16 protein-coding genes are annotated in these 15,616 nt (G+C 54.4%); 5 read left to right on the top strand and 11 right to left on the bottom strand.

The features are described 5' to 3' along the window. Window positions 1-106: 106 nt before the first annotated feature. The 6 genes from FJU11_RS17535 to FJU11_RS17510 form a co-directional block, all read right to left on the bottom strand. Window positions 107-1,174: a hypothetical protein gene (locus FJU11_RS17535; protein WP_141168372.1), complete on the bottom strand. Its 1,068-nt coding sequence runs from the start codon at window positions 1,172-1,174 to the stop codon at window positions 107-109. A gap of 65 nt (window positions 1,175-1,239) precedes the next feature. Next, the gene (locus FJU11_RS17530; protein WP_141168371.1) at window positions 1,240-1,509 is read right to left on the bottom strand and encodes a hypothetical protein; all 270 of its coding nucleotides are present in this window, start codon (window positions 1,507-1,509) and stop codon (window positions 1,240-1,242) included. Window positions 1,510-1,511: 2 nt separating this feature from the next. Then, entirely contained in the window at window positions 1,512-3,584 is a 2,073-nt protein-coding gene (locus FJU11_RS17525) for a portal protein (RefSeq protein ID WP_141168370.1), read from the bottom strand. Window positions 3,585-3,639: 55 nt separating this feature from the next. After that, the gene (locus FJU11_RS17520) at window positions 3,640-5,064 is read right to left on the bottom strand and encodes a terminase large subunit domain-containing protein (RefSeq protein WP_141168369.1); all 1,425 of its coding nucleotides are present in this window, start codon (window positions 5,062-5,064) and stop codon (window positions 3,640-3,642) included. A 121-nt stretch (window positions 5,065-5,185) separates the two neighbouring features. Next, window positions 5,186-6,160 (bottom strand): hypothetical protein, encoded by a 975-nt coding sequence (locus tag FJU11_RS17515; protein WP_141168368.1) that lies wholly within the window; start codon window positions 6,158-6,160, stop codon window positions 5,186-5,188. Between the two features lie 184 nt (window positions 6,161-6,344). Then, window positions 6,345-6,734 carry a hypothetical protein gene (locus tag FJU11_RS17510; RefSeq protein ID WP_235891091.1) on the bottom strand — a complete coding sequence of 130 codons (390 nt, stop codon included), beginning with the start codon at window positions 6,732-6,734 and terminating at the stop codon, window positions 6,345-6,347. A gap of 247 nt (window positions 6,735-6,981) precedes the next feature. Between FJU11_RS17510 and FJU11_RS17505 the strand changes: the two genes are divergently transcribed. From FJU11_RS17505 to FJU11_RS17490, 4 genes are all read left to right on the top strand, one after another. Continuing rightward, on the top strand, window positions 6,982-7,239 hold the full coding sequence (locus FJU11_RS17505; protein ID WP_141168367.1) for a hypothetical protein: 258 nt from the start codon (window positions 6,982-6,984) through the stop codon (window positions 7,237-7,239). Further along, the gene (locus FJU11_RS17500; protein WP_141168366.1) at window positions 7,236-7,628 is read left to right on the top strand and encodes a DUF5681 domain-containing protein; all 393 of its coding nucleotides are present in this window, start codon (window positions 7,236-7,238) and stop codon (window positions 7,626-7,628) included. The genes FJU11_RS17505 and FJU11_RS17500 overlap by 4 nt, the downstream gene beginning before the upstream one ends. Before the next feature lie 547 nt (window positions 7,629-8,175). Further along, on the top strand, window positions 8,176-8,625 hold the full coding sequence (locus FJU11_RS17495; RefSeq protein ID WP_141168365.1) for a hypothetical protein: 450 nt from the start codon (window positions 8,176-8,178) through the stop codon (window positions 8,623-8,625). Between the two features lie 155 nt (window positions 8,626-8,780). After that, a complete protein-coding gene (locus tag FJU11_RS17490) occupies window positions 8,781-9,728 on the top strand; it encodes a hypothetical protein (protein ID WP_141168364.1) in 948 nt (315 codons plus the stop codon). A gap of 231 nt (window positions 9,729-9,959) precedes the next feature. Here FJU11_RS17490 and FJU11_RS17485 read toward each other — a convergent pair whose 3' ends face one another. From FJU11_RS17485 to FJU11_RS17475, 3 genes are all read right to left on the bottom strand, one after another. Then, window positions 9,960-10,607, bottom strand: a complete 648-nt coding sequence (locus FJU11_RS17485) for a recombinase family protein (protein ID WP_141168363.1) — start codon at window positions 10,605-10,607, stop codon at window positions 9,960-9,962. 209 nt (window positions 10,608-10,816) lie between these two features. Then, on the bottom strand, window positions 10,817-12,412 hold the full coding sequence (locus tag FJU11_RS17480; protein ID WP_141168362.1) for a KAP family P-loop NTPase fold protein: 1,596 nt from the start codon (window positions 12,410-12,412) through the stop codon (window positions 10,817-10,819). An 11-nt stretch (window positions 12,413-12,423) separates the two neighbouring features. Continuing rightward, window positions 12,424-13,008, bottom strand: a complete 585-nt coding sequence (locus FJU11_RS17475) for a hypothetical protein (protein WP_141168361.1) — start codon at window positions 13,006-13,008, stop codon at window positions 12,424-12,426. A 575-nt stretch (window positions 13,009-13,583) separates the two neighbouring features. Here FJU11_RS17475 and FJU11_RS17470 point away from each other — a divergent pair. After that, window positions 13,584-14,051: a MucR family transcriptional regulator gene (locus tag FJU11_RS17470; protein ID WP_141168360.1), complete on the top strand. Its 468-nt coding sequence runs from the start codon at window positions 13,584-13,586 to the stop codon at window positions 14,049-14,051. Window positions 14,052-14,091: 40 nt separating this feature from the next. On the opposite strand, the gene FJU11_RS17465 is transcribed toward FJU11_RS17470, so the two are convergent. Both FJU11_RS17465 and FJU11_RS17460 read right to left on the bottom strand, forming a co-directional pair. Further along, window positions 14,092-14,556, bottom strand: coding sequence for a hypothetical protein (locus FJU11_RS17465; RefSeq protein ID WP_141168359.1), 465 nt, complete (start codon window positions 14,554-14,556; stop codon window positions 14,092-14,094). A gap of 24 nt (window positions 14,557-14,580) precedes the next feature. Next, window positions 14,581-15,616, bottom strand: a 1,036-nt coding sequence (locus FJU11_RS17460; RefSeq protein WP_210242912.1) for a hypothetical protein, incomplete at its 5' end; no start/stop codon positions are given.

Raw genomic sequence — 15,616 nt, 5'->3', positions numbered from 1 at the left:
GAAAACAGCCTAACCACTGGCCGGATTTTACACCGGCGCGGCAAACCACATCGGCGCCGCTTCGTGGCCTACTTTCTCACCGCCCTACACACCTGGCTCCTTCTTATTATTGCTTACTGAGTATTTGAGCGAAGAAGTCATCTGCGTCCGATGCCTTGCCTGATTTCCATGCGCGCTGCTTGGCCTTCTTCTCCCCCTCTTTGGTGGCAGTCGTAGAGGCTCTGGCAGCGCCGGGTTTTGCGAGAGCGGGCTTTTTGGCAACCTTTTGTTTGACCTGATCTTCTTGGGTCTTCATGCGGTCGTACAGTTGGGCCTTACGAAGGACGTCGAGATAGCGGCTATCCGCTACGCTCTGCATCAAGTCTTGCCCGAAGATTTCGGACCCATACTTCCAGAGGCTGTTGAGTTCGTTCTGGCCTCGGGTTTCGGTCTGACCGTCCTGACGTTCTTCACTCACCAGATCCGAATGCAGTTTTACCAGTTCCTGTGCCGCTTCGGCTTGTTGCTGCTTGAGCAGTTCCGTTTCGCGCAGTTGGTTCTGCTGCTCCGTTGACGCGATCTGGTTACGGATGGCGTCCATGCCCGCTTTCTTACTGTCCCACTCCTGCTTCAGCTGGACGTACAGGCCCGGATCTTCCTGAGCGAGTTCGTTCCAGTTCGGCTCTTGGGGGAGAACGAGTTGCTGCACTAACTGCTGAGCCTGCTTGAGGTGCTTCACGTACTCGTCACGCATATGAAGATCGGCTTGCTTCGTGGCCTGTTCGAACTGTTTGCGCTCGTTAGCCAGCGTCTGCGTCTTCTGCGTGTAGTCGGACTGCCGAAGATAGCCCTGTTTGAGATCGCCTAGCGTGACCTTGCTGCCATCGACTTCCACTTCCGTGGTGTCATCGGGGCCGGTGGTCTGCTCTCCGGCTTGCTCATCATCGGGTTGCTCTTCATCCGACCCTTCATCTTCCTCAGTGGTTGCGTCTTCTTCGGAGCCCTCGTTGGGTTGTTCCGCGGAAGCATCTTCCTCTGAATCGAATGGTTGGCTGCTCGCTGTGTCAGCCTCACTTTCCGCCTCGTCCTCTGCGCCTTTCAGTTCCGAGTAGAAGTCCTGCAGAAAGTTGTCGTCGGCTTTCGCCTCACTCAAACTGTCAGTTCCAGAAGGATTGTTGCCAGTTTCCATGTCCATATTTACACCTTCGGCGCTTTTTCGCGCTCTTTTCGTTTCGTTGGGCTCGACGGGTCATCGAGGAATCAGTCCCGCCAGCCGGGCTTTTCGAGGCTCTTCCTGTAACGCTTGTAGGATTTGCCATCTTCCATGGCCGCTGTGACTGCACGCTCCAACTTGCGAAGCAGATCCAGCGACAGATGAATACGTTCCCGCTGATCGGCATCAACCAGTCGGCTCTTCTCGAAATCGCGTAATAGGTCACCGCGCACACGCTCGACGGCCTCATCGAATGCGGGATTGTTTTTGAGCGCTTCGGCGTTCTGCGCTCGTCGGATTTTCTCGTCGTTGTCCATGCTCACCTCTCAGGATTATCAATGTTGCTGGAGGCATGCTGACCGGCGCTGATCTTGGCTCCCTCGATGGCCGTTTCTGCACCCATCTCCTGCATGGCTTCGCGGTATCTAAGGTTTGCTTCGTACTTCTTGGCCTCCAGATCGGCTTGGATCTCGGCCATTTTCAATTGGCGTTCTTGTTGGAGTTTCATCTTCTCGATCTCCATTTTGCTGGCCAACTCCATCTGCTGCCGCTGCATGTCGGCCTGCATTTGCATCTGCTCTGGCGATGGCTTGTCCGGCTGTGGTTTGTGCTGCGTCTTTGCGGGATCGGAAAAGAATTGACCGACGTTCGGAAACCCGTGCAGCTTCACAATCTGTGAAACCGTATTGTAGAGGTGCTGCGGCTCGACGTACGGGAGACCCGCCTGCATGGCCTGCTGCTGGAGTTGCAGGATGTTCATGAGCCCGGACTGCTTCTGGGGCTTGTCCGTGTTGCCGAAACTCAGCGTGTCGTGCGTGTCCATGCCGGTGTCCCACGCATCGGGCGCAACGGGCACCACCTTGTTCCGGAGACGCTTCGAGATCAGCTGAGCGTCCTCGGGATGGCTGGCAATGAGTGATCCGATAACGCGGAAGAGATAGCGATAGCCCGTAGCCGCGAAGGTCTTGGCGATCAGTTCCACCCGTAGCATGCTGTTGCTCATGCGCTGACTGGCGGCAGTGGCTGTGGTCTTCTTTAGGTCTTCGGGGTTCAGTGCGAGCGTATTTGTACCGGTACCCGTGCGACGTTCCACGCTGTGGTCGATCGCTTCACAAACTGTGAGGACCTGATTGGCGATGAACGGCGCCTCGACGAACTTAATCGCATCCTGATTCTCAGCACGGATCGGAGCGCCGATGTCGTCGTTCATGAGGTCGTCGTAGTTGACACCTCCATCAGAGACGATGGGACGCGGATAGTTGACCTTGTTGAGGTTGTCGATCAGAGCACGCCACTGCTGGCTCTTTATCTTCTGATCCTCGCCGATCATGTCGGCGATGCCTTTGCCACGGATCGTGTTCGGATCAATGCTCGGAACAAACGCGGCCAGCGGAGCCATCTCCACTTCCTCTTTGTGAAGCAGGACCATTTTCTGGTCGCTGTCGCCACCTAGGGTTAAGTGCATGAGTGGCGTGCGGTCGCTGCCATCCGTGTTGAGGTGAAGAAAGACCTCGTAGACGGTGACCTCGGGCTCTACCTCGCTTGCGCTGTTGTCGTAATCGTCGCCCCAGTGCTGGCGATCGGGTTCATCAAGATCGTCGCTCTCCACGACCGGAATGCGGTTGACGAGATCCTCGTCGTAGCCCGTCTCGATAAGTCGACGCTTGGGCAGCGTTGTCTTGTAGCCCTGTAGCGAAGCATCGATGCCACCGGTCTGATAATCGAATTGCGCGTCCGAACTGAGGATGATGTCCTCGGGTGGAATGCTGACAATGCGTACGCCTGCCTTCTTCTCGCTGTGGGCTATCTCCACGTCCCGAACGCTGAAGGTGCCACCATCTGGCCCCTGCACCTCGGCGTTTTCTCCTACCGCGCGTATGTCCTTGCTCTGATCATCCAGGAGCGCCGCCAACATGCTGTCAGGCACTGCCGTCATCGTACGTGGAGGCTTCCACTTGGTCTCGCTGTAGAACTCGGCCGCTACGATACCCAACCCGTAGATGAAGCCGTTCTTGAGCCAGTCCGTAAGGAACACCGTGGGATTGTTGTCGGTGCGAACGACCCAATTCACCATTTCCGTTTGCTGCTTGGCGAGTTCCTCATCTTCTGGTCCACGAGGTTCATAGGTGACCACGTCGTTCTGACCCTCGAATATGTTCATCATCTGCGCGGTGAGCATTTCGGTCTGGTCGTAGACGTCGCTCTCTACGTGGTGACTCTGACTGGGCTTGAGTTTTTCATCCCCCGGAAAAGGCTTTCGGTTGTAAAGGTCCAATGCGCGCTCGCGCCGTTGCGCATCATCACCGGTATCCTCAGCTTTCTGGATGAGTGGTCGGAGGCAGGAAACGATCTGCTTGTCGGATAGCGCCTTCTTATTGTTCTTCTCGTCCATCACGGCCTTTCACGGCGGGTTTCATCCCGCTTCTGGTTTTCTGATATTTATTGGATCAGCCCAGATAAGCACGTGACGGTGGCGGCTCCTTATTCCACGCGCATGGTCCAACGAACCTATCCTTGGTCGTGTGCGCGAAAGTGAGACAGAGAGCGTCAGCGACGTCGGGGCTGCGCTTGCCCTTTTTCCGCATGCTGCGCTTGTCCTCGATCTTGATTTTGCCGACGCCTGTGAACTCCCAGTTGGGCAGGCAGATCTCTTTTATGAGGTCGGGACTGTTCGGGATCTTCTTGTCGCCGGCTTCCAGCCACTCCTTGAACTCCCACCACAGTTGGTCCCGCATGCGCTCATATTTGTCGGGATTGCGGCTCGGCTTGTTGGAAACGGCCACACGACGCACCGGCAGACCCCAGTCCTTCAACATGTCCGCGATGCCATGACCGATGCCGATGCTGTCCACGTTTATGACGGCGGGACGTAGACTGGAATGAGTGCGATCGAATTCCGCTTTGACCCGGTTGGCCAGTTGAACAGCGTCTTTTTCGCTCCACTGCCGAATGTCATCGAGCACCACATTGTCGTGACGTTTTACGAGCACCGACCGGTCACGTCCCGGTCCAGCAGGGTCGAGCCCCCAAACGATCGGCATTACTGGCGAAGGCTGAATGTCCTGCGCATAGACGGCACGCGTGACATCCTCCATGGAGATCAGCGCGTCTTCATCGTTGAGCGGAAATTCGCCCTGCACGTAGATGCGATACGCCTCTGTATGGGTGCCGCCGTATTCGACGGTCATCTCATCGAGGCGTTCCTGCGTGACATAAGGGTTGTCCAGCATGGAGCCGTGGACATGCACCCAGTTCCGGCTCTTCTCAGGGTGCTCCCACGTGTCGTAGAAATAGCCCTTGTTGCGGTTCGGGTTGCTGACCAAACAGAGTTTGGGATTAGGATCGCCGGACAGGTGGTTCCGCAAAACGTCGAAGACCTGATCCGCCACACCGGACGCCTCGTCCACGATGACGAAGTTGTTCGTCATGTGGGTGCCGCGTGCGCTTTCGGGATTGTCAGAGTTTGCGAGTCGATACTCGGCAAAGCAGGATTTCGGATTTAGCGCCTGCGTGACGCGAGTTTCCGTGTAGGTGAAGATCTCGCGAAAGAACTCGGGCATCAGCCCGTAGAGCAGTCCCACCTCCTTCCAAAGCCCAGCCTTCAACTGGCCCTCTGACGGACCGAAAACGGTGACCTGCACGTCCCGGTGCGTGAACAAACTCCACCAAATCAGGATGGCCAGCGCTCGGGTTTTGCCGAAGCCGATTCCTCCTTTGAACGTCACACGTTTGTTGTTGCGGAATGCCTCTGCGAACTCGACCTGCTTGGGTCTGAGCGCTTGCTTCTCTCCGAATACAGCGCGTGCGAAAAAAGGAATGTCCTGCCGGCATTTAAGCAGGAAAGCCTGAACGTCTTCCTCTGTTTGCTTCATCTGAAACCTTTAGTTTCAGATATTTATTCGGATGTATCCCTCTGGCTCTCCGACAACCATTAGACGGTTCGAAAAATACAAGTCCCTATTAGAATTGCACTGATACCAAAGGTACCGCACCTCATTTGCTGAACCCCCTCAAGCCTGCGCTCCTATCCGTTTCGCCAATATTTTTTTCTATGAGTGTATTACCGTCGAATAGACACCTTATGTGATATCTTAACTTCAAGCCGATCGAATTTTTCGCTGTGAAACTTGAATCCAATGAGGCGCGTCCATCTTGACCCGATGAATAAACGACGTCGAGGAAGCGCGAGAAGTTCACAGTTGAAGGGTGTGTCGCAGCATCCTTGGCCGCTCGTTCACATGCCAGTGTGGCATCGCCTTTATCAATGGCTGGAGTTGCGAGGAACGTCTTGTCGATGTCTGAAGGCTTGAACCAAACATTGAACGCCCTTTTTGAGGAAGGCGTACAGGTTACGAAAAAGACTGGGTCACTCGGTTTGCTCTTCGATGGCGAGCGCGAAACAGTAGCCGCATCAATGGATGCACAGCCAGAATTTTCTCTAGAAATCTTGTTTACAATACTGACTATCTGGGATTTGTACGGAGATGTATTGTCATTCCAATAAAAGTCATCCTTCGTATATTTTCGTCTTCCATCAGTGGAATGTTCTATTCCGCGCAATACGTGGTTCGGCACCCAGCCCTTCACGAACGTTAGCCATTCCGGCTTGACTATTTGCACTTTGGACCACTTGCCGTTGGTGCAAATTTGCTTCACAGAAGTCGAGGAATCGATTTGATGGTATTGTACCGTCTTCAGTATTCGCGAAGCCTTCTGGTTCTTTATGCGGGATCCATTTTTAGCAGGTATTTTTCGGAGATCATAACTTCCGGTGACGGCTACAATTTTGCCTGAAGCAGGCTGACCGGTTTCACAGTCTGAATTAGATCTGGAAGCTGATGTCACTGCCAAGCTGGTCCCAACATCGGTGGAAGAAGCGTCCACGGCATTATTGCTGCTTTTTCCGAACATAGTGCCTGCGATGAAAGCCACGGCTAAAATCGCGGTCACGCTAACAACGCCTTTCATTTCCCCCTCCTGTCGATGATCGTTTGGCCCACCCTTATTGAAAAACGTAAACTAAGAGTTGTGGGACAGGCCGTCATATCATCGGCTTACTAACGCGATTGTCCTCATGGTTGGCGGTGTCAATCCGTCAAACCGGTCGCAAAGAGCCCGGCTCCAAGCCGGGCTCTTGACGTCGCGAAACTGACTATTTTTTCTTGCCGCGCTTCAGCCGCTCACTGCGGTCCGCAGCATGCTTGCGGATCTGCGCCTTGAGTTTCTCATCGCCCCGGATCAGCGTTTTGGCCTCCTCTAGGATCGTGACGACCTCATCGAGATCATCCGCCGCAAACAGGGTTTTGCCGTTGCCCATATCCATGGCTGCTCGGCCAATCTTCACACTGTAGATGGCACCCAATTTGCGGAACCACGCACTACGCGTGTTGATGTCCTTTTGGGCCTTGGCCTCTTTGGCCATCACGATCTGCGCGTTCACGCGCTCCACGAAGCGTTCAACCGGATCGGAAGTAGGCTGCGGCATCCGCACAGTGGCCTTCGCGAGGAGACTCTTTCGAGTTTCAGCGAGTTCGTTTGTCATTTGCATGCTCCGCTTTGGGGGCTCTATTGCCCTACACTTCCCGGCTATTGCCGTTGAGCGACCAGAGCGAGCGAAGAATTCTTTGTTCAAGTGGGTTGTTGGCTCAAACAAAGCCAGTTTGCACGATTACTCCTCCTATAAGGTCCTTTCGTGCAAAGCGACTTGTTAGATCAAAGGGAGATGTAGATGCGAATGCGGTCTTCTGGCTATGCCCGGCTAAATATCGAGAGCACCGAGGAGGACATACATGAGCCAAACAGTAGCTGTGCGCTTGGCCGGCGGATATCTGCCCCAAATAGCCAGTGAGCGCGTACGCAATCCGGGACTAAGCCAGCAGGCGGTCATCCAGCAGTGGGTCACCCAGCGATATGGCGGATGGATCAGCGACAACCTGTCCTCGGCCTACGAGATCCAGAATGTGGATCGCGACGGCTTCGACATCCAATTCGAAAACCCGGATGAGGCTTCACAGTTTGTGAAGCTGGTGGGAGGAGCACTGAAATGAAGAAGGGTCACAAGCCCACGCAGAAGCAGAGGGAGCACCTCAAGCGCATCGGTTTCCAGAAGGGCCGGAGCGGAAACCCCAAGGGAAGACCGCCCATGCCGGAAGAGGTGAAAACCAAACTGGCCTACTTGAGCGATGACGCCGTGACGACCCTGATGGAGGTGATGCGTGAGGGTAAAAACGAGGCCAGCCGCGTGAAGGCCGCAGAGGCCGTGCTGGCGTACCAGATTGCCAAAGCAGCCACCAAGCACGAGGTGGATGTCACCCACGGCTTTGATTTTCGGGCGGTCCTGGAAGCCGCGGAGCAGGCCGAACACGGCAAGCTGGGGACCACAATCGAAGCTGATGTTATTGAGAATACGTCAGGCAAACATCGTGGCAAGCGCTGAACGAGGTAGGCCGAAAGCGTGAGGCCCACCCCAGTATGTAATGGTAACAAAAATTACGCATACCAAAATCAGTATAACCCAAATCAAATACCTACTTGCTTTTAGATAAATTCCCTTTTTGCAGGTGTAGTAGTTCGTGTAATTTATGCAGCTGTTTTTGTTTTCGACGCATCTTATATATCCATTTATTTTACTAATTGTGTCATCGATACCAACGAATCGCGTAAATCCCATCATCGCAATCGCCAAGGGAAGAAAAGATGCTATTCTAAGAAGGGGCTCGGGAACACTGGTAATTATAAACGCAAACAAAATAGCACATGCGCCGACCGAATAGACCTCCGTGCGCTCCATAATTTCAATATTTTGAGATATGAGCGCTCGGCACGATCTATACTCTTCGAGTGCTAGCTGCTCTTCCAAGTCCTGCTGCGACAACACGGCCTCCCACATTGATTCCGAACCGTGGACTTTGAAGGAGCCCATACGTTAGTGCAACCTTAAGTCGCTCCGAATACCAAGTCGCCGGTTATCGACGGAGGACACTGTGGCATACAACAATCAAGCACTGAACAAGATCGAAGTCCTAATGGGTCATGGAGCGAGAAACGCGGATGCGGCTTTCGTGGAGTTTGAAGCCTGTTGGAACTGCAGAAGAGAGAACGGGCGCTCTTCCACCCAACGATCCTGCGGACCAAAAAAGGGCACCGAGGATTACCCCCTCCCACGCGATGGACTTCAGCGAGCGCTCGAGCAGTATATGCGGGATTACTGGCTGCTGGATCTGGAAGCCAGCATTGCTGATCCGGACGAGTTTCTCGATGGGCTTTCGGTGAACTACCACCGCCTAACATTTTCCGCTTATGCAGAAAGCCATGCGCACCGAACCGTTCCACAGAACGACAATCCCGTTAAAGGCCGACTACGTTCCAGATTCACGCTCCACGCGTTCGACAGCGGCTCAGACGCCATGCTGGTCAAGATGAGCCTGCCTTGAAGCACCTAACCACGCCATTAGGCGTGCGTGGCCCGACGGAGCGCTAAAAGATAAAGCAGGATACGGAATGGCCAACTCGGGCTCATTTTGCGGTCATTTACAGCACCATCATGTTGCAGCAGACTGGCTCCACAATCAGGGGCTGAGGCAACGACATGGCGACTAAGAAGACCAACAACGACGAACCGGGCGGCAAAGAGGCCGATCAGCGAAAAGGAAACAAGAAACCAGAATGCTTCGTTATCATGCCCATATCAGACCATCCGGATTATCGGACCGGCCATTTTCGGGATGTCTATGATAGCCTGATACGCCCTGTTGTAGAGGATGCAGGCTATGAGTGCACAAGGGCTGACGAGGTGTCCGCATCTGACATGATCCACGTCAATGTGGTGCGGCGACTGATCCAAGCGGACTTGGTCATCTGCGACTTGTCCACGAAGAACCCCAACGTGCTTTTCGAATATGGCATTCGACAAGCTTTCGATTATCCCGCGGTGTTAATCAAGGATGATGTTACCAATCGGATATTTGACCTGAGCGCATTTAGGGATATCGAGTACGATCATACGCTTCGATATCAGAATGTTATCACCGCCCAAACACGTCTGCATGATGCTATTCGGGAAACAACCAGCAAGGACGCTCAAAGACGTTCGGTGTTCTCTCTGATTCAATTAGCGAATATTGGAAAAGCGGCTCAGCCGCCTGCTCATAGCGACAAGGATGACCAATTTACTGCATACCTGCAGATCTTGGACGGACGAATAAGCGAAGTTCAGGATCTACTCTATAGAGAACGCGAGATTAGGAGATCCAATAGTATCACCGCTCGCGCTTCGAGACAGTATGGCGTAGCGGGCTCCCGATCTGAAAGTTTAAAAAGAGACATACCGCCATTGAGGACCGGCGGCCCATCGCGCGTTGGTGATTTACTTATAAGTCTTAATGAACAAGGTGCTGTGATAGCCACGACGGAGGGTATCACGAATGTTTTCGCTGATCCTGATGAGTTCATCCGCAGCCCCATTACTGCTGAATTGGACAGTGAAACCACCAACCAAATTCTAAATCATCTTATGGGAACAGCCAGCAAAATGTGACTCCCGAGGCACTTCCAAACACTCTGATACCGTTCAATAGGTAGGTGAGCAGATACACTCTCTGGAAATCGCAGGGGGTGGGGTACGTGCTCGTGCGGGCACTCGAAATCGCAAGTCTTTGGTGCGCATGCTTCGTGCAGAAGCACAGAGGTATCGCGGACGCACGCGGCTGATCCCCAAGCACCAGCATGCGGGCATAGCCACCTCACAATCTGTGAAGCAACTGAGCGTCTACGGGTCCACGCTATTATGGCTGATGCGTGAGAGTAACCTCAGCACCTGACCAGCATGCCACTGCCCGCCCTTCGGCGTGCCATGACCGCGCCGGTTCAACTCCCTTGCTATCGCTGAAGCCGTCTGAGCGCCACTGGCACGTATCTGGGCGATCAACGGCGCTAACTGCAGGGCGAAGCCATTGGCTTGCCGTTGACGCTGAGAATTCGTTCCCCATGGCTCACCGCGAGCACGCTTTGCGGCGATCGCCGCTTTCGTTCGATGGCTGATCATCAGCGCTTCGTGCTCCGCAAACACCGCACTGATCTGCAACATCATCCTATTTGCCTCCGGCATGTCCGCGCACGTGAAGCGCACATCGCCGTCCAGCAGTTTGGTGACGAAACTCACTGATCGAGCAAGGCGATCCAGTTTGGCGATGACCAGGGTTGCGTGGTTGGTCCTAGCGTGGGCCAACGCGGCTTCCAGTTCCGGCCGATTGTCGTTGCGGCCGCTTTCAATCTCCGTGAAATGGGCCAGGATGGGATGGCCACCACAGAACCTTCTAACGGCGTCCTGCTGGGCTCCCAGCCCCAAGCCGCTGTCTCCCTGCCGCTGCGTACTCACGCGATAGTAAGCGACAAACTGCGTATGTGGATCCTGCATGGCTCACCTTTGACAAAGTAACGGGCGTTCTTCGTCAACAGCCATGGGTTTCAGAGGGCAAGAGTGTCTTAATACAGATCTCGCCCGCCTATCATCTCAGTCAAGCGGACATCCAAATGTTTCGCAGGAAGCAATAAGTTGTTTATCAGTAGTATCAACCTAGTACCCACAATAAATGTCACGTTGATTTATCGTTGATACCTCGTTTTTTAATTTACCTTATGTCCTGGACTCACAAATCGTCCTGCACGTTTTATGAATTTTGGGTAGGAAGCAATAACCGTTAATATATCTGATCCTCTATTCAATCCTCTTTCTTCCCTTTCGAATACCTGACGTAGAACGATATCTTTAACTAGAGTTCTATTTTGGAACGGATCTACCCTAGGCATTTCTTCCTGTATTTTCCGCAAATTTTGATTTCCTCTGTCGAGGACTTTAATCATGAAATCCACGAGATTTACATTTCCTTCTGTACGTCCTAGTTGTCCGTTTATCATCTGGTGCCGCTGCCACTCCTTGTCGCTCGGATGTTTCAGCATTTCTCTGACGGGGGAGCCTCCGGCCCAGAAGGATTTTAAATCCAAATTGCGCACATAAGCGACAATTAGGGGGAACATTGCAACATTCTCGATGGGAAACGGATGCTGCCAACTCAGTGTCACGCTAGCAAGTACGTCTATGGATCTTTCGATCTCGCGCAGTGTGAGGCTGTAGTGATCCGCAAAACCAGCCATGAACTCCACGTGGTCTTGGCCCTTTAGCGGCGAATGCACTTTGCGGAGATCAACTTCACTCTCCTCTAGCGCGAACTCTACCAGGCGTTCCGTGCTGGGTTCCGGCAGAACATAGGACTGGTCGAAAAACCTCTGAAGGTAGAGCCTGCTGCTGAAGCTGGGGCCATACACGGCTCCGATAGCAGCGGCTAGTTCGCGCGTATCGGTGGCCAACACAAACACCACGTTGGGCACGTTGAACAAGTGTTTGATACGTTCCAGCATGCTAATCGCGTAAGTGGGTCGGCAACGATCCAGTTCGTCCACCAAAACGAAAAAGGGCAGCTTCTTGTGCCCGTTATGTTCAAGTGCGCTCAAAAATCGTGCAAGACTATTCCGGAACGTAGTGAGACTGGCTTTACTTGCGCGGAACTCGGCAATCTCTAACCTCGCGGTCTGATCGATCAATTTGCCTAGTGCGTTGCCGATACCTTGCCCGGCGGCATTGACGTACTCTTCGGCGTTCCACTCTAAATCTTCCGCCTGTGAACTATTTTCGCCCCTAGACTGTTCATCAGAGTTGTCGCTCGCAATCAACGACCACGCTTCATCGAGGCCTTCCCCTACCGCCTTGGAAGCCATTCTTCTTGCAGCGCCTTTGACAAGCAAGCCAGCCGCTGGAAGGAAATTCCGCTTGAGGGAATTGTAGGTCTCCCGGATGTCGGTGCCAGCGTTACTCTCTTGTGGGAACTCGGCGTCCATATAAGCGTCAAATTCCGCCATAACCGCCGTTAGTGGGTCGTCCGCGAAATCATCTTTCCAAGCATTTACGAACACCGTGGGATGCGATTTTTTCTCGATCATCTCGTGGAGACGCGACATGAAAAAGGATTTGCCGCGCCCCCAGTCTGCATCTAGGTTCAACACGTAGGAGCCGGGTTTGCCTGATTCTGCACGTCGCCTGCCGCGCTTCACTAAGAAGTCCAGAAGATGCTCCGCGTCCAGACGGCGATCGAGCAGATCATCACGCCAGATTTCATCCAGAGGATCTTCGATTGCCTCTCTCGCGGGCTGCGGTTCCTTCGACATTTGTGCGCCTCCTACTCAAACACATTCTCCGGTAGATACGGTTCCGGCAGACTATTTCCGCTGGTGTTCGTATCCGACCCAAGGTGCTGTGAGGCTCGATAATTCGCCGGCTCCCAGTTGCGCTCTTTTAACCAATAGCCCTTCTTCCCCAGACTGATCACGCCAAAATCGTCCTGTGTACGCTTCAGCATGACCCTTAGAACCGTGTAGGGGTCTTTGCCTTCAATGGTCAGGTCATGCTGGGACGTAAGTGCCTCATAGAGGTCACCGGCCTTCAATGGGTGACCAGCTTGTTCGATTTCTTGCCGTGCGGCCTGCGCGACATCGTCCTTGTCGGAATTGCCCGTTGTTCGGGTTCTGGCCGAATCACCTTCGCCATCAATTGAGGCGGATGGGGGAAGATCAGGCAGGGATTGGGCGGGTTCTACAATAAAATTTTGTTCGCCTTCACCTGCGAACGCATGCCAATTTTCAATGAAAGCGTTCACCACGGCCAAGCGCGCATCAATAACTTGCTGACGCTGCACGATCTGTTCGCGCTCGCCAACTAATTGTTCTCTCTCACTTTTTGCGTTTTCAATTGCCCGATCGGCCATGTCCGCACTCCCTTGAATGCCGACAATCTTACAGCCCTGAACGCTGATCCACAACGCTGAAATCAATCCAATGCCGTTTGATTGACGGCGCTTGTACGGATCTTCGGTTTGGGTTATATTATGAGAAGGTCAGGAAAGGCTCGGCCGGGATCTGGTACATCCCAATTGCCGAGCCTCTGTCTGATTACCAGCCAGGGTGCGGTTGCAACTCTCGGCTGGCGGATACGGTAAGAGGCATGCTCTCACACGTGTAAGCACTGTGTTTGTTAGCATCCTCTACCGGTTTGGTCAATGTGCAGCCCTCCGAAAGGAGGTGTGCTAATGAGTACCCGTGCTTGTCATTGGGTCTCCGCATACGATCGCTACCGCTTTGGCCGGTGGGAACACGTATGTGCGCATTGGCGCTGCTGCTGGTAGCAGTTGGCGTAAACTAGAACTGGCTACCGGGGGTGCGCTCCCGGTAGTTCTTTGTTCCAGCCGCTTGCCTATAATCGCTTATAACGATGACATGCTTTACTGGTCGGCCGGTACTGAATATGTGCTCGTGATGATTGCCCCGACCCGGAAAGAGGCCCATGGACAAAAATAACGCTGATGCCGGCCATCAGGACGACCTTGTCGCGGAACTCACCGCGGAAGTGGTGTCATCCTACGTGGCCCACAATGTGGTTCCCGTCGCGGATCTGCCCCAGTTGATCCAAGGCGTGCGTGTGGCGCTCAGCCAGACGGATGCGCCAGCGGCTGAGGAAGCACCCGAGGTGAAGCCCACGCCGGCAGTCTCCCCGAAGAAGTCCGTCCAGCAGGACCATTTGGTCTGTTTGGAGTGCGGGGCCAAGCAGAAGACCCTCAAGCGTCACCTCATGAGTGCCCACGGGCTCACGCCGGCGGAATATCGGGAACGCTTTGCTCTCTCCCCCAACTACCCCTTGGTGGCTCCTTCTTACGCTGAAAAGCGCAGCCAGTTGGCCAAAGATGCCGGTTTGGGTCGGAAGACCAGCGACAGGCCGGCAGCTGCCGGGCGCAAGAAGTCAGCCAAGTCCTGACAGCAATGAGCCCGGCGAACCGGGCTCATGTGCATCTCATTTACCTCTTGGGCACAGGAACGACTTTCAGCACGTTGTGGTCGTCCTCGGGCAGGCACCCGTTGACTGCCATTGCTAGACGATTGATGCTCTCCAACTGCTTGACCGTGACATCCTGCCCTTGCCGGCCGGGCACCACCGGATGATTGCGGTGAAGTTTGCCCCTTACGCCCGTCAGCATGTCACCCAACGTGCTGGGTCTGCCCAACGCGCTCCCATAGTTGCCGCTGGACCGCTTCAGGATCACATCGATGCATTCGGCCTTCTGGAGGTGCGTTAGGCAGCGAACCAGTTCCTGCAGGTCTTCGTGATCCTCATGTGTGAGCCTCACATACTGGATGGGCTTTTTCCCGCGTTCACTGGACTGCTCCACGATATGACTCACCGCTACGCCGTCATTGGTTCTGGGTCGTCGGGGTTTTGGGTCTCCTGAGGGTTCCTCCGGAAATTCAAATAGATCCTTCATGGGATTTTCTCCTTCTTGTTGGCGCTAAAAGCGCGATCTCCCTCTTTGCTGCTTTCTTAGGCTGCTCATGATGCTGGGGATCTGCTTGCGACGGTCACTGCTGTGGCTGTGGCTGTCCCCGTGGTGTGCTTTCAGGTCTTGCTCGATCTCAATGAGATCGTAGCCGGCCCGTTTGAGGCTGGCGGCGAACCTGAAGAATGCCGCGTTGCCGGTGCCCCCTGGTGCTGCCTGCCACTCCGCGAGTGCCGCATCGCGCTGGCGTTCTTTCCGGTTTTCCGCAGCACGGGTTTCCTGCTGGTCCAACTGGCGTTGGTTTCCCTTCCGGATCGCCAGCATGAGAGTCTGCAGTTGATGGCTCTGATTGCTGACGGCCTCATGCTCCTCGTACTCGGGTGCATTATCGGGCGCTCGTGAGACCCACACGGAGGGGTCCAGCATGTGGGTGTGCCAGTTTTCGATCCAGAAGGAGTGCTTCTTCTGGCAGGCTTGGCTCGGCAGATACATAAAGGAGGCCGGTGTGCGCTTGGAGACATCCATGCCGCTGCGAAGCCCCAAATGGCCTCGTTGCTTGCCCACGCTGTAGCCGGCCGCCAACACACGTTGGGCAATGATATCCCAGAGGCTCTCATAGGCCTCCGTCGTGACCGGTGCACTCAGAGGGATCATGACCCGGAACCGATAGAGCGCATCCCGACCGTTATTGAAACTGTTGTAGGCCACGTGGCGCACATCTTGCAGCAAGCGGCTCATCGCTTCCGGCGGCATCTCGCTGTCATCGAAATCCAACTGCAACATGTGGGCGTACACGATGTCCGCGAGCCCCTTCTGAGTGTCGCTTGCGGCATCGCTCGAGAACACGCTGCCGCTCATCAGCATGTTCTGGTTCTTGTCCTTTAGGGTCACGTTCCACAGGGTCTTCAGGAGATCCCGGACATCATCCCATCGAGTGAACGTGTTGGTGGTGGCGCTTTTGTGTAGGGCGGTGAGAAAGTAGGCCACGAAGCGGCGCCGATGTGGTTTGCCGCGCCGGTGTAAAATCCGGCCAGTGGTTAGGCTGTTT

Source organism: Pararhizobium mangrovi (assembly GCF_006516965.1).
Classification (GTDB): Bacteria; Pseudomonadota; Alphaproteobacteria; order Rhizobiales; family Rhizobiaceae; genus Pararhizobium_B; species Pararhizobium_B mangrovi.
The sequence above is the reverse complement of the archived record's forward strand: the minus strand, read 5'-3'. Positions and strand labels throughout refer to the sequence as shown.